Raw genomic sequence first — 13,473 nt, forward strand, 5'->3', positions numbered from 1 at the left:
CCTGCGTCACTTCGAGCGAGAGCGCGCGTCCGGAGTGGCGGCGGCGCAGGGTAGCGGCGACACCGCCCGGCACGCTGTCGAGGCTCGTGATGCGACCGGCGACGACGGTGAGTTGGCCCGACTGCCGCAGGGTCTCGAAGGCTTCGGCGATGCGCGGCGCCATGCGGTGGCGGTGGATGTCCCAATAGGTGCGCCCGTGCCGCAGGAACCGCTCGCGGGCCTGAAGCGGCCAGGTCGCCCAGAGGGCGGCCAGCGCAGGGCGCGCTGCGTCCATCACTCGCTGCCAGGGCACGCCGCGCGTCATTGCCTCCCGCGCCGCTGCACGGATCAACCGCAGTTCCTTTACCGGATCGCGCGCGGCGGCGGGATCAAGGAAGGCCTCGACGCCGCCGAGGCGCCCGGCCACGTCGGCATGGACATGGGGCAAGAGCCCATGCCGCGAGACGCTCCAGATCGGCCCGCGATGGCCGCGCGCTGCGAGCTTCAGCGCCACGTCCACCATGGTGAGGCCGGAACCGATCAGGAGCACCGGAGCCTCCGGCGCCAATGCATCGATATCGTCCCAGCGCCAGGGGTCCGGCACGAACAGCGGGCTGTCATAGACGCCGCCGTCGCGGGTCCGGGGCGGACGCGGCGGCAGATTGCCGGTGGCCAGCACCACATGGGTGCCCTCGATCCGCCGTCCGTCGGCGAGAGTGACAGTGGGCACGGGACGGTCGGTGATGCGCACCGCCTCCCCGCGCAGGCGCCGCAGGCGGCCGTTGCGCGTGGCGAGGGCCGCTTCCAGACGCTCCGCCAGATAGGCGCCGAACAGAGCGCGCGGCACGAAGGCGCGGGCAAGATCGCCCCCCGCCTCGGCGATCGCGGCGGACAGATCGGCACCGCTGGCGGTCAGCCACTGCGCGAAGCTCGGCTTGAGGCCGACCTCCATGCGCGCCACCGGGACGTTGAGGAGGTGGCAGGGGTCGCACGCCCCGTAAGCCAGCCCGGGGGCCCGCCTTTGCCTCCCGCTCCACCAGCACCACGTCGAGCCGCGCGGCCACGGCGGCCAGCGTTGAGCCGCCTGTCTATTGTTTTCTCCGATCCAGCTCCTCAGGAGTTTCCCGCAGCGCGCTGGAAGGTCTGCCCCGAGGGGCTGAACCGCGGGCTGCCCCGGTGCCGTCCCGCATGTTCAAAGAAGGCAGATCGATGAACGCGCACGTCTCCGCCGCCCACAGCCAGCCCGCCCAGATCACGTCAGCTCCACCCCTGCTCCCGAGCTTTCCGCCGCCTCGCGCGCCTTCCGGGGCGCCATGCGCAAGCTCGCGGGCGCCGTGAGCGTGCTCACCGTGGGCCAGGGCGAGGAGCGCACCGGCCTCACCGCGACCTCGGTCACTTCCCTGTCGGTGGAGCCGCCGACGCTGCTCATCTGCGTCAACCGCGCCACCTCCTCGGTCGTGCCGCTGCTGAAGGAACGCGCCTTCGCCATCAACGTGCTGCGGCCGCATCACGAGCCGGTGGCCGACCGCTTCGCCGGCAAGGGCGGGCTCAAGGGTCCGGCCCGCTATGACGGTGCCGACTGGACCCGCCTTTCCACCGGTGCGCCGGTGCTCGCCGATGCCCTCGCCGACCGTGCAAGCCACTGTGCCGGCACTGTGCGGGTCGTGGCGTGGGCCACCCGGAAAAGGGCAGGTTGCCGGCTGAGATCAATGTCGGACATGGCGTGCCTCATGGTCTTGTCAGGCAGTTCACGGGTGGAGAAATGCCAATTGGTGTTCGTCAACGCGTTCCGGGCGCAACCAACGCTCCGGATCAGATCGTCAAAGCCGCAGGTCTCGACTAACTTCACGAGACGCCGGAAACACAACCTGATGTCGGCTTGATATTCTTCAAAAGCCTTGCGACAGTCCCGCGCGTAAATTCACATGGGGGAGTGGGGTCAAATGGGGAAAAGAAGGAACATCAGCGTATTCAGTTCCGTATTTCTGCTTTTTACATGCGTATCTTATATTGACGTTGCGTCAGCTCAAACCGGAAAGAGCGGCGAATTCACTATCCATAACGAGACCGAGGCAAATACTGTCGTCGGGTTCTATACAAATGACGGGACCGGCTGGAGCACCAACTGGCTGAGCGAGCCGGTCGGCCCCGGCGACAACGCCGCCCTCGTCTTCACCAAGACGAGCGGCCGTTGCCAGCAAACGCTGCGTGTGGGCTGGCGCGGGAAGTCGGGCGGCGAAGTGAAGGATGATCCGATCCGCATCGACATCTGCAAGGCCAGCAACGTCTATCTGCACGACAACGACGTCACCTACGATTGAAGCATGGGCCGGTGACGAAACGGACATCGTCGCCGGCTCCCGCCGTGCTCCGCTCATCTCCACGGCCTTCGGCCCCTGCCCCGAACGTCAGTCATGGCGGGCTCCATCGGCGAAGAGCAGGTCGCTCACCTCCCGCACCACCCCCTCGAAAGCCGGCGAGCCGCGCTCGGCAAGCCCCAGCGACGACGTGTCGAAGCTGGCGACGGTGCGGCCGGGATGGGCCGCCAGAAGATGCAGCCGCGTGCCGATGAGCACCGCCTCGTCGATGGCGTGGGTGACGAATGACGAAGACAAGGGTGAAGCCCTGCTCCTCGGCGAGGCGCAGCAGATCCTGAAGGGTCCGCCGGGTGAGGGCGTCGGGGGCAGCGAAGGGCTCGTCCATCAGCAGCACGTCCGGCTCGGCGGCGAGCGCACGGGCGATGGCGGCGCGCTGCTTCATGCCTCCGGAGAGCGTATGCGGATAGGCATCGAAGGCGCGGGCGAGACCGACCTTGGCGAGCGCCGCCCGCGCCCGCTCGCGGGCTTCCTTCATCGGCACCTTGCGGGCGACGCGCAGCGGGAAGGCCACGTTGTCCGTGATGCTCTTCCACGGCAGCAACTGGTCGAACTCCTGGAATACGACGAGGCGATCCGGCCCCGGCCCGGTCACCGCCTTGCCGCGCAGGCTCACCGTGCCGGCGGCGGGCTTCAGGAACCCTGCCAGCGCCTTGAGGATCGACGACTTGCCGCATCCCGAAGGCCCGAGCAGCACGAGACGCTCGCGCGCATGGACGGTGAAGCTCACATCCTCCACCGCCCGGTGCCGGCCGGCCTGCCCGACATAGTCGAGCGTCAAGCCCCGCGCCTCCAGCACGGGGGGCGCAATGTGGGCGACGGGCGGCATGGCGGCGGCAGCGACGGCGTGGATGGTCATCGCATCCCCCTCAGCTGCCCGACGCGGAATGCAGGTCCTCGAAGGTGAAGTCCTTGAAGCTCGTCGGCTTCGCCTTGATGGCGCCGATGCGGTTCATGAAATCAGCGAGCTTTAGCGTGCCGAGCGGCACGAGCGTGCTCCAGGAAAATGCCGTCCGCGCCCAGCTCGGCGGGATGGCCGCCCACCACCACGTTCAGCAGCCGCCGCCCGTCGCTGAGCCGGTCGAGCGACGCCGCCTGCCGCGCAGCAAAGGCCGGCGAGGTCACACCTGGCCGCAGCGCCACGAGGAATTTCAGGCGCTCGGTGGCGGTGGCAAGGCCCGCAGCGGTGATCCAGCTATCCTCGCAGCTCTGGCCCGTGGGCAGCAGGACGCCCTTGCAGCCGAGCCGGTCCACCGCCTGCGCCACCTCGCGGAAATAGGCGAATTCCGGCGGCCGCTGCTGGGTCTCCGAGCCGAGAAAAGAGCCGTCCCCATGGGTCGGGATGAACCAGAACAGGTCCGGCGGGGGTGGCGGGAGACAAGGACGCGCTCATGGGGAACTCCGTTATTCCCACCGAGCTTGCGTACTTTATTTGATCAGTCGAGTTTATTATAGAGATAGACAAAGTTGACTAAAGCGCATAGCTGCACGTGCCCCTGGGTCGGATCTGCCCCTTGCTTGCGATCGGAGATCATCGACGTACCGGCGTGCATTTGCCCGCGATCCTGCCTAAATGAGAGCCGTCGAGCCTTCGCCGCAAGGAGCCGCGCGCCGCCCCATGATCCGTTTCCTGCTTCGCTTCACCGGGTTCTGGCTGCTGGCTGGCGGCTTTGTCGCGCTCATCGTGGACGGCACGCGCTCCATCGCGGCGGCCGGCCTCGTCTTCACCTCGGCTGGAGATGCCTGGTTCGCGTTGTCTCCGGGCAGCCTGGAGCGGGCGGAGACCTCCGCCAAGGCGGGGATGCCGGCGGTTTGGAACAGCGTGCTGCTGCCGCTCCTCTCCATGCCGGCCTTCGCGCTTCTGATGCTCGTGGGGCTCATGCTGATGGGCCTCGGCCGCGTGCGCGAGCGCTCGCGCTTCGAGATCAGCTGAGCACGCACGCCCCGCAGCCCTCCCCCTCGCGCAAGCGCGGCCGCATCCCCATATTGGGGTTCCAGCGGGGTTTCCCGCCTGCCCCATCCAAAACCATGACGCGGCCGCAGGGTCCGATGCCCGTGTGCCGCGAGACGAGGAGCCCGCCATGTTCTGGCTGAAGAAGTCCCTCGACCTGCCCACCGCCGCCGATGCCCTCCCCGGCCGCGCCGGTGCCATCCCCACCGCCGAGGTCCATTACGTCAATGGCCACGCCCTCAAGGGTCCGTACCCCCAGGGCTTCGAGACCGCGGTGTTCGCCCTCGGCTGCTTCTGGGGCGCCGAGCGCAAGTTCTGGCAGCAGCCCGGCGTTTGGGCGACGGCGGTCGGCTATGTCGCCGGCCATACGCCCAACCCCACCTATGAGGAGGTCTGCTCCGGCAATACCGGCCATACCGAGGCGGTGCTGGTCGTGTACGACCCGGCGGTTGTGTCCTACGGCGAACTGCTCAAGCTGTTCTTCGAGAGCCACGATCCCACCCAGGGCATGCGCCAGGGCAATGATGTAGGAACTCAGTACCGCTCCGGTATCTACGTCACGAGCCCCGAGCAGCGGGCCGAGGCGGAGGCGGCGAAGGCGGCATATGGGCCGGCGCTGAAGGCGCGCGGCTTTCCCGCCATCACCACCGAGATCGCCGATCTCGGGCCGTTCTATTTCGCCGAGGGCTATCACCAGCAGTATCTGGCGAAGAACCCCAACGGCTATTGCGGCCTCGGCGGCACCGGCGTCTCCTGCCCCATCGGCACCGGCGTCGCCGCGCAGTAGACCTGAAGCGGCGCTGACGCGCCTGTCATCCAAGAGTCGGCGGTGCCATCGCGCCGCCTTGCCAAATCGACACGCAGCGGGCTTGAGTGGGCGCCTCTCATCTGGTCCCCATCATGCCCGCTGCTCCTTCCCGATCCCTTCTCGCGCGCGGTCACGCCCTGCATCTGGGGCCGCGCACCCTCATCATGGGCATCCTCAATGTGACGCCCGATTCCTTCTCCGACGGCGGCCGCAGCGCTGCGCCGGACGATGCGCTGGCCAATGCCAGGCGGCTCGTCGCGGAGGGCGCGGACATGCTGGACGTGGGCGGCGAATCGACGCGGCCCGGCCATACACCGGTGGCGGCGGAAGACGAGTGGGCGCGCATCGCCCCGGTCATCCCCGCGCTGGTGGCGGAGATGGGCGTTCCGGTCTCTGTGGACACCTACAAGGCCGAGGTTGCCCGCCGGGCGCTGGAGGCGGGTGCCAGCATCGTGAACGATGTCTGGGGCTTCACCCGCGATCCCGACATGGCGAAGGTGGTGGCCGACCACGATGCGGCGGCGGTCGTGATGCACAACCGCGCCGAGGTGGATGAGACCCTCGATATCGTGACCGAGATGCTGGGCTTCTTCGAGCGCGTGCTCGAAATCGCCGACCGCGCCGGCGTGAAGCGGGAGAAGCTCGTGCTCGATCCCGGCATCGGCTTCGGCAAGAGCTTCCCGCAGAACCTCGCTGCCATCCGCCGCCTGCCTGAATTGCGCGTGCTGGGCCTTCCGATCCTCCTCGGTACCTCGCGCAAGTCCCTGATCGGCAAGGTGATCCAGACGACGCCGGCGGAACGGGTGCCGGGCACCATCGCCTCCAACGTCATCGCCATCATGGATGGGGTGGAGATCATCCGCGTGCACGATGTGGCCGCCCATGTGCAGGCCGCCCGCGTGGCCGAAGCGATCCGGGACGCCTCGTGACGACCGCCTATCTCTGCCTCGGCTCCAACCTTGGCGATCGCGAACAGACCATGGCGCAGGCCCTCGCCACCCTGTGCCGCGCCGGGCTCACCCTGCGCCGGAGCTCCTCATATTACGAAACGCCGCCTTGGGGACCCGTCCCGCAAGGGCCCTATCTCAACCAGGTGGTGGGGGTGGACAGCCCCATAGGGCCGCGAAGCCTGTTGGCGCTTGGGCTGGAGGTCGAGCGCATGCTCGGCCGTGACCGCGCGAACGAGGTGCGGTTCGGCCCGCGCCGCATCGATATCGACATCCTGCTGTTCGGTGACGAGACCGTCCGGGAAGACGATCTCGAAATCCCCCATCCGCGGCTCATGGAACGCGCCTTCGCGCTCGTTCCGCTCACCGAGATCGCGCCCGACATCGTGGTGGGCGGCATACGCGCGGCGGATGCGCTGGCCCAACTGGACCGGAGTGGCATTACGCGGCACGGCACGTAGGTCCACCCATACAAAAAAGCCCCGCGCCGGGAGGCGCGGGGCGTTGGCGCAAGGGCCGTCCTTGCAGGATTGTTCGGCGTCACATGGTCCGGACGTTGGTGGACCAGGTATCGACCTGGCGCTTCACCTCGTCCTTCGCATAGCCGTAGCGTTCCTGCAGCTTGCCTTCGAGAACCTCGCGGTTCCCGTTGATCTCGGTGAGGTCGTCGTCGGTGAGCTTGCCCCACTGGGTCTTCAGGTTGCCCGTGAACTGCTTCCAATTGCCTTCGATGCGATCCCAATTCATCGGCTCGTCCTCCGCGTGAGTGGAAAGATGCAACAAGAACGTTCACGCTTGAGCCGGAGTTCCGCTAAGTTTTGCATATCAAGGGAGGAACGATGACAGCCGCGGTGCACGACGACGAGAAGCTGGCCGCAGGCGTCGCGAAGGGAGAGAGGGCCGCGCTGGCGCGGGCCATCACACTTGTGGAATCGCGTCGCGCGGACCACCGCCGCCGCGCCCAGGCCCTCCTCCAGTCGCTGCTGCCGAAGACCGGCAACGCTTATCGCATCGGCATCACCGGCGTGCCGGGGGTCGGCAAATCCACCACCATCGACGCGCTCGGCACCTATCTGACAGGGCTTGGCCACAAGGTGGCGGTACTGGCCGTCGACCCCTCCTCCACCCGAACCGGCGGCTCCATCCTCGGCGACAAGACGCGCATGGCGCGGCTGTCCATCGATCCCGCCGCCTTCATCCGCCCCTCCCCGTCCGGCGGCACGCTGGGCGGCATCGCGGCCAAGACGCGCGAGACCATGCTCCTGTGCGAGGCGGCCGGATTCGACGTGGTGCTGGTGGAGACGGTGGGCGTCGGCCAGTCGGAGACGGCGGTGGCCGACCTGACCGACACCTTCCTCGTGCTCATGCTGCCCGGTGCCGGCGATGAACTGCAGGGCATCAAGAAGGGCGTTCTCGAGCTGGCCGACATCGTGGCCGTGAACAAGGCCGACGGCGACAACATCGCCCGCGCCCGCGCCGCCGCCGGCGAATATCGGGCCGCGCTCCATCTTCTCGGCGCGCGGGAGGCGCACTGGTCGCCGCCCGTGCTCACCTATTCCGCTCTGACCGGCGACGGTATTCCGGGCGTTTGGGAGCAGGTCGTCCTGCACCGGCAGAAATGCGAGGCGGCCGGCACCTTCGCCGCCACCCGCCGCGCCCAGCAGGTGCGCTGGATGTGGACCCTGCTGAACGAGCGCCTCGCCGAGAAGGTCGCCCACGATGCCGGCGTCAAGGCGCGCCTGCCAGCGTTGGAGCGCGAGGTGGCCGAGGGCGCCCTCTCGCCCGCCCTCGCGGCGGCGGAGATCGCCAGTCTCATTGGGCTTTAGCGCGATGAACCGGCCGTTGCGCATTCTCGTCTGCGCCTTCGGCCCGTTTCCCGGCGTGCCGGCAAACCCCTCGCAGCTTTTGGCGGGTGATCTGCTGCGCCTGCGACGCCCTGCGCTGTCGGACATCGAGATCGCGCTGGAAATCCTGCCGACGCGCTGGGATGCGCTGGCGCGCCTCGATGCCCGGCTTGAGGCGCTCGATCCCGACGCGGCGCTGCTCCTCGGGGTCGCGGCCCGGCGCCGCAGCCTCTCCATCGAGATGCTGGCGGTCAACGCCGCACGGGCCGCGCCGGACGCCGCCCGCAAGCACCCGTCCGCGCGCCGCCTCTCGGCAGGCGGGCCACCGCTCCTGCACTCCGGCGTCCCGGCCGAACGGCTGGCCAACGCGCTGCGTCGCGCCGGCATCGCCGCCGGCCCCTCGCGCGATGCCGGGCGATACCTGTGCAATGCCAGCTATTTCCACGCGCTCTCTTGGGCGGAAAGGGAAAGCGGGCGCCCGCGGCCGGTGCTGTTCGTCCACCTGCCGCGGCGGGAGGGCCGGCCGGCCGGCGTCTCGCGGGCGCGAATGGGGCGCGGGCTCTCCCACATCCTCCTCGCCCTCGCCGCCGAGGCGCGGCGTGGGACCTATGCCCTTAAGTCGATGGGATAGCTACAGCTTTCGCCTTCGGGGACGAACCGCTATAGGCTCGCCCATCCCCACGTACCGAAAGCCGGCCCGTGACGATCTATCTGCCCATTGCCGAGCTGCCAGTCGCCATCTTCACGATCCTTGCGATGGGCCTCGCGGTCGGCTTCATCTCCGGCATGTTCGGCGTCGGCGGCGGCTTCCTGATGACGCCGCTCCTCATCTTCACCGGTGTCCCGCCGGCGGTGGCCGTGGCCAGCGTCTCGCCCTACATGGCGGCCTCCTCCCTGTCCGGTGCCTTGTCCTACTGGCGCAGGGGCATGGTGGATACGACGCTGGCGTGGGTGCTGCTCTCGGGCGGCCTCGTCGGCACAGTGTCCGGCGTGCTGCTGTTTCTCTGGCTGCGCTCCGTCGGGCAGGTGGATCTCACCATCCGCCTCTCCTACATGCTGCTGCTCGGCGGCATCGGCCTGCTGATGCTGGCGGAGAGCGTGCGGGCCATCGTCAGGGCGCGATCCGGCGCGCCCCGCCCGGTGCGCCGGCCGGGCACCCGCCCCGCCCTCATGCGCCTGCCGCTGAAGATGCGCTTCCGCCGCTCGCGCATCTACATCTCGGCCCTGCCGGTGGTGGCCATCGGCTACGTCATCGGCCTGCTCGGCGCAGTGCTGGGCGTGGGCGGCGGCTTCATCCTGGTGCCGGCGCTGATCTACCTGCTGCGGGTGCCGACCCAGACATCGGTCGGCACGTCGCTGGTGCTCACCCTCGTCACCATGGCGGCCGCAACCGTGCTGCACGCGGTCGCCAACGGCACCGTGGATGCCGTGCTGGCGTTGGTGATGATGATCGGCGGCACGGTCGGCGCCCAGTTCGGCGCCCGCACGGGGCAGACGCTGAAGGCGGAGAACCTTCGGCTGCTGCTCGGCCTTCTGGTGCTGTCGGTGGCGGTGCGCGTGGGTGCCGAGCTGGTGACGGCGCCGGGCGACACCTTCGCCGTTACCGTGGTGGAGACGGTGCGATGAACGCCGCCCGCCCCCGCACCGGCGCGGCCACCCCGCGCTTTCCCCGCCTCGCGCTCGCCGGCCTCGCCCTGCTGGCGGGCCTTTTTACCGCGCCCGCCCGCGCCGACCGGCTGGTTCTGTCGGTATCGCAGCACAAGGTGAGCATCTCCTCGAGCTTCGCCGGCGCCGAACTGGTGGTGTTCGGCGTTGCCGAGGCGTCCGATGGCGCGCCCATCGACGACACCCCCGACGTGGTCGTGACCGTGCGCGGCCCGCGTGAGGATTTCACCACCTGGCGCAAGGCGCAGGTGCTGGGCCTGTGGATCAACACCGACAGCCGCACCTTCATCGATGTGCCCGCCTTTCTCACCGTCCTCTCCAACCGGCCCACCGACGAGATGGCGAGCCTCGCGATCCTGCGGCGGGAGCAGATCGGCCTTACGCGGAATATCTTTGTCCAGCGCGTGGGCGCCGATTTCGCCGACGTTGTGCCGACCGACCCGTTCCGCACGGCTTTTCTTCGGCTGCAGTCGGCCCAAGGGCTCTATGAGGAAAATGCGAAGGGCGTCACCTTCCTCGCCCCCCGGGTGTTTCGCGCGGAGGTCCGCATCCCCGGTGCAGCGCCCATCGGTTCGTACCAGATCGAGGTCAAGCTGCTGCGGAACGGTCTAGTTGCCGCTACGGAACAGGCCACCTTCGATGTGCAGAAAATCGGCTTTGAGCAACGCGTAGCAGAGTTCGCCATGAACGATGCCTTGCTTTATGGACTGGCCGTGGCCTTAGGCAGTCTGATTGTCGGCTTCATCGCCAACATCTTGTTCCGCAAGGAATGACCTGAGCAGAGCGACGGTGTGGAACGCTTTGACGTACAACCTGTCTAGAGATCGATAGGACGGAAGCGGTTACCAACGCTGGAATTCAGCAGGAACCCCCTCATTTTTTCCTTGAATCTGCTTTAATCCGCGTCCACACAAGGGCAAGGATTGTCAGATTATCATGATACCCTGTCCGTTTTTGCGGCCTCCGTGCACGGCCACAGGATCTGCTCCGGGTGCCAAGCCCTGACCGGCGCCCGTAGGGAACGGGGTGGCGCACACGCGCCGCCCCGGCACCCTCAACAGCTTCAGACGGTAGGGAACCGCAGCGGACATCGTTCGGCACGCGCGTTCCCAACGTCCGACGGCGTTGCATTGGGATCGCCCCGTGCTCTAGGAACGTCCCAGTCACCGGCCACCGCCGGGTGGCAAGCAGCCGCGCCCTGCATGCAGCGCCGGCGGGAGCAGGGAGACGACCTTGGCCGGGAGCATCGCCATCACCGTCGAAGGCGGCATCGCCCGTCTCACGCTCACCAATCCGGAGCGGCGCAACGCCATTTCCAGCGCCATGTGGCGCGCCCTCTCCGTCTTCGCCCAGGAGGCCGGCGGCCGTTCGGATATTCGCGTCGCGGTACTGCGCGGTGCCGGCGATCTCGCCTTCTCCGGCGGTGCCGACATTTCCGATTTCGACAGCGCCCGCTCGGATGCCTCCGGCGCCCAGAGCTATGACGATGTTGTGGAACAGGCGTGCTCCGCCATCGAGGGGCTGGCCTTCCCGACGCTCGCCTTCATTCGCGGCGCCTGCGTCGGGGCCGGGGCGGCGCTGGCGGCAAGCTGCGACATGCGGATCGCGGGCGATGATGCTTTCTTCGCCATCCCCGCCGCGCGGCTGGGGCTCGGCTACGATCCGCGCGGGCTCGGCCGCGTGCTCCGCGCCTTCGGCAGTCAGGGCGCGCGGCAATTGTTCTTCACCGCCGAGCGCCTCCCGGCAGATCGGGCGCACGCGATGGGCGCGGTGGATCTGATCGCCCCGGCGGCCGAAGTGGAGGCGCTGGCCGAGCGCACGCTCCTGCGCATCGCCGAGAACGCGCCGCTGACCCTCAAGGCCGCGAAACTCGCCATCCGGGCGGCCGAGAGCGGCAGCCAGGGCCTCTCCGGCGAGGCCAAGCGCGCCACTGCCTCCGCAAACGCCAGCGCGGATTATCGCGAAGGCCGCCTCGCCTTCGCCGAGAAGCGGGCGCCTCGCTTTTCGGGGACCTGACCGACACCGCACCCGGACGGCGGTGTCGCGTGAATGGGCGCTCTGGCCCGGATCGGGCAAAGCTCAGGCGCGGCTGCGGCCACCTCCCCGCATCATTTGCCCTGGGCTTTCAGGCGGGTATTGCAGGCACTCCAGTATTTTGGCCACGTCTGGCCGGCGGGAATCTTGCCGGCGGCCTTGGCCGCCCGCCATTCCGCCCCGCACGCAGCCTGACGCTGGTGCAATGCCGTCTCGGCCGCTGAGGGCGGCGCGCCGGGCTTGGCCGGGCTCGTCGCGCCCGTCGAGGCTGCCGGTGGCTTGGCGGGCGCCGTGGTCGCGGGCGGTGTCGTGGCAGGTGCAGGTGTGGCAGGCGCGGGCGTCGTCGCGGCCGGCTTTGTCGTGGTGGCGGGGGGCGTCGTCGTCTGCGCGAGGGCAGGCACCGCGAAGGCGGCGGCGAACGTCAGAGCAAGGACGGCAGTACGTGCACGCATGGTGCAGGCCTCCAAAAGGGCCGCGCAAAGCGGCGCGGCACACGGTCCGGTTCCGGACACCCCCTCAGCACGCCACGCGACCACGGCGGAATCGCGGCACAAACTATTGATGACGTTACGGAATTTCGGACCGGCACAGCGTTGCCGGGCGGCCGTGCCATCGCACGGGCCGCCCCCTCCACCGGCGCGATCCGTCCACATCGTCAATCGCGCGCCGATCCGTGGACAGGAGCCCCCCACGCCTATATGTTCCGCCGCCGCGTTGGGGCGTAGCCAAGTGGTAAGGCAGGGGATTTTGATTCCCCCATTCCCTGGTTCGAATCCAGGCGCCCCAGCCACGCCACGCCCCCGAGGCGATCCCCTACGCCCAGCCCTCCAGCACGATCTTGCCGATGGACCGCCCGCTCTCCAACGCGAGGTGGGCGCGCCTGAGGTTGTCCGGGGTAATGGCCCCGAAATGGGCGCCGAGGGTGGTGCGCAGGAGGCCTTCGTCCACCAGTCCCGCGACTTCCGAGAGGATGCGGTGCTGGGCGCCCATGTCCGGCGTCTCGAACATGGAGCGCGTGAACATGAACTCCCACGCGAGCGTACCGCTCTTCAGCTTCAGCAGGTTCGCATCCAGCCCCAAGGGATCGTCGATGACGCACACCGTGCCCTGCGGCACCAGCGCCTCCACCAGCTCCGGCCAGTGCTGCTGTGTCGCCGTCAGGCTGAAGATGCGATGAGCGCCGGCGAGCCCGAGCGCCTTCAGTTCAGCTGACAACGGCTTCGTATGATCGATCACATGGTCGGCCCCGAGGTCCTTCACCCAGGTGGCACTTTCCGGCCGGGAGGCGGTGCCGATGATGATGGCGGAGGCGAGCCGCCGCGCAAGCTGCACCGCCATGGAGCCGACGCCACCGGCGGCGCCCACGATCAGGAGGACCGTGCCGTCGTCGGCGACGCCGCGCGGCAGGCGCAGGCGATCGAACAGTCCTTCATAGGCCGTGAGCGCCGTGAGCGGCATGGCCGCCGCCTCGGCGAAGGAAAGCGTGCGTGGCTTGCGGGCGGCGATGCGGGCATCCACGAGGTGCAGTTCGGCATTGGTGCCGGGTCGCGTCAGGCTGCCGGCGTAATAAACCTCATCCCCCACGCAGAACGCCCCGGCGTCCGCGCCCACCGCCTCCACCACGCCGGCCGCGTCCCAGCCGAGGATGACGGGCGTCTCATCCGTGCCCTGGCGGCGCATGCGCACCTTGGTGTCCACGGGATTGACCGAAATGGCCTTCACCCGCACGAGCAGGTCGCGCGGACCGGGCACGGGGTCCGGCGCCTCGAAGGCGAACAGGGCGTCCACACTGTCGGCGGGACGGGAAGCGACGTAGCCGATGGCCTTCATGACGATCTCTCTCGAAGCTGGCGCGAGGTGCGCCGTCGTC

General features: G+C 68.7%; 15 protein-coding genes, 1 tRNA gene and 2 pseudogenes (1 of these 18 only partly in view). 12 read left to right on the forward strand and 6 right to left on the reverse strand.

Annotation, left to right across the window (positions count from 1 at the left end; translation table 11 throughout):
* Positions 1-1,096, reverse strand: partial view of an FAD/NAD(P)-binding protein gene (locus J2126_RS07560; protein WP_209489953.1) — the 5' portion only. The gene continues 335 nt to the left of window position 1, outside the view; 1,096 of the gene's 1,431 nt are visible here — the first part of the coding sequence; it begins with the start codon at positions 1,094-1,096; its stop codon lies off the left edge, out of view.
* A gap of 196 nt (positions 1,097-1,292) precedes the next feature.
* On the opposite strand from J2126_RS07560, the gene J2126_RS07565 reads away from it, so the two are divergent.
* A complete protein-coding gene (locus J2126_RS07565) occupies positions 1,293-1,862 on the forward strand; it encodes a flavin reductase family protein (RefSeq protein ID WP_209485358.1) in 570 nt (189 codons plus the stop codon).
* Positions 1,863-1,922: 60 nt separating this feature from the next.
* A complete protein-coding gene (locus tag J2126_RS07570; RefSeq protein WP_209485359.1) occupies positions 1,923-2,300 on the forward strand; it encodes a hypothetical protein in 378 nt (125 codons plus the stop codon).
* An 87-nt stretch (positions 2,301-2,387) separates the two neighbouring features.
* On the opposite strand, the pseudogene J2126_RS07575 reads toward J2126_RS07570, so the two are convergent.
* Together J2126_RS07575 and J2126_RS07580 are read right to left on the reverse strand one after the other, a co-directional pair.
* A pseudogene (locus tag J2126_RS07575) lies at positions 2,388-3,213 on the reverse strand (ABC transporter ATP-binding protein).
* A 113-nt stretch (positions 3,214-3,326) separates the two neighbouring features.
* Positions 3,327-3,710: pseudogene (locus tag J2126_RS07580) on the reverse strand (LLM class flavin-dependent oxidoreductase); the annotation flags it as partial.
* 262 nt (positions 3,711-3,972) lie between these two features.
* Here J2126_RS07580 and J2126_RS07585 point away from each other — a divergent pair.
* The 4 genes from J2126_RS07585 to folK all read left to right on the forward strand — a co-directional run bounded on the left by J2126_RS07585 (position 3,973) and on the right by folK (position 6,521).
* Positions 3,973-4,287, forward strand: a complete 315-nt coding sequence (locus J2126_RS07585; RefSeq protein WP_209485361.1) for a hypothetical protein — start codon at positions 3,973-3,975, stop codon at positions 4,285-4,287.
* Between the two features lie 148 nt (positions 4,288-4,435).
* Positions 4,436-5,092, forward strand: a complete 657-nt coding sequence (gene msrA / locus J2126_RS07590; RefSeq protein WP_209485363.1) for a peptide-methionine (S)-S-oxide reductase MsrA — start codon at positions 4,436-4,438, stop codon at positions 5,090-5,092.
* Positions 5,093-5,205: 113 nt separating this feature from the next.
* Entirely contained in the window at positions 5,206-6,042 is an 837-nt protein-coding gene (folP, locus tag J2126_RS07595) for a dihydropteroate synthase (protein WP_209485365.1), read from the forward strand.
* Positions 6,039-6,521 (forward strand): 2-amino-4-hydroxy-6-hydroxymethyldihydropteridine diphosphokinase, encoded by a 483-nt coding sequence (folK, locus tag J2126_RS07600; RefSeq protein ID WP_209485367.1) that lies wholly within the window; start codon positions 6,039-6,041, stop codon positions 6,519-6,521. Before folP ends, folK begins: the two co-directional genes overlap by 4 nt.
* A gap of 79 nt (positions 6,522-6,600) precedes the next feature.
* Here folK and J2126_RS07605 read toward each other — a convergent pair whose 3' ends face one another.
* Positions 6,601-6,807: a CsbD family protein gene (locus tag J2126_RS07605; RefSeq protein WP_209485369.1), complete on the reverse strand. Its 207-nt coding sequence runs from the start codon at positions 6,805-6,807 to the stop codon at positions 6,601-6,603.
* A gap of 92 nt (positions 6,808-6,899) precedes the next feature.
* Here J2126_RS07605 and meaB point away from each other — a divergent pair, with 92 nt between their 5' ends.
* From meaB to J2126_RS07630, 5 genes are all read left to right on the forward strand, one after another.
* Complete coding sequence (gene meaB, locus J2126_RS07610; RefSeq protein ID WP_209485370.1) at positions 6,900-7,886, forward strand: methylmalonyl Co-A mutase-associated GTPase MeaB; 987 nt, start codon at positions 6,900-6,902, stop codon at positions 7,884-7,886.
* 4 nt (positions 7,887-7,890) lie between these two features.
* Positions 7,891-8,535 (forward strand): peptidase C15, encoded by a 645-nt coding sequence (locus tag J2126_RS07615; protein WP_209485372.1) that lies wholly within the window; start codon positions 7,891-7,893, stop codon positions 8,533-8,535.
* Between the two features lie 68 nt (positions 8,536-8,603).
* Complete coding sequence (locus J2126_RS07620) at positions 8,604-9,530, forward strand: sulfite exporter TauE/SafE family protein (protein WP_209485374.1); 927 nt, start codon at positions 8,604-8,606, stop codon at positions 9,528-9,530.
* Positions 9,527-10,342 carry a TIGR02186 family protein gene (locus J2126_RS07625; RefSeq protein WP_209485376.1) on the forward strand — a complete coding sequence of 272 codons (816 nt, stop codon included), beginning with the start codon at positions 9,527-9,529 and terminating at the stop codon, positions 10,340-10,342. Before J2126_RS07620 ends, J2126_RS07625 begins: the two co-directional genes overlap by 4 nt.
* A gap of 460 nt (positions 10,343-10,802) precedes the next feature.
* The gene (locus J2126_RS07630) at positions 10,803-11,585 is read left to right on the forward strand and encodes an enoyl-CoA hydratase-related protein (RefSeq protein WP_209485378.1); all 783 of its coding nucleotides are present in this window, start codon (positions 10,803-10,805) and stop codon (positions 11,583-11,585) included.
* A gap of 92 nt (positions 11,586-11,677) precedes the next feature.
* Here the strand turns inward: J2126_RS07630 and J2126_RS07635 are convergent, their stop codons facing one another.
* On the reverse strand, positions 11,678-12,055 hold the full coding sequence (locus J2126_RS07635) for a hypothetical protein (RefSeq protein ID WP_209485379.1): 378 nt from the start codon (positions 12,053-12,055) through the stop codon (positions 11,678-11,680).
* A 263-nt stretch (positions 12,056-12,318) separates the two neighbouring features.
* Here J2126_RS07635 and J2126_RS07640 point away from each other — a divergent pair.
* Positions 12,319-12,393 (forward strand) — tRNA-Gln (locus J2126_RS07640).
* 23 nt (positions 12,394-12,416) lie between these two features.
* Here the strand turns inward: J2126_RS07640 and J2126_RS07645 are convergent.
* Positions 12,417-13,433 carry a zinc-binding alcohol dehydrogenase family protein gene (locus J2126_RS07645; protein ID WP_209485381.1) on the reverse strand — a complete coding sequence of 339 codons (1,017 nt, stop codon included), beginning with the start codon at positions 13,431-13,433 and terminating at the stop codon, positions 12,417-12,419.
* Positions 13,434-13,473: the final 40 nt, after the last annotated feature.

Origin of the sequence: Xanthobacter flavus (assembly GCF_017875275.1) — a bacterium.
Classification (GTDB): Bacteria; Pseudomonadota; Alphaproteobacteria; order Rhizobiales; family Xanthobacteraceae; genus Xanthobacter; species Xanthobacter flavus_A.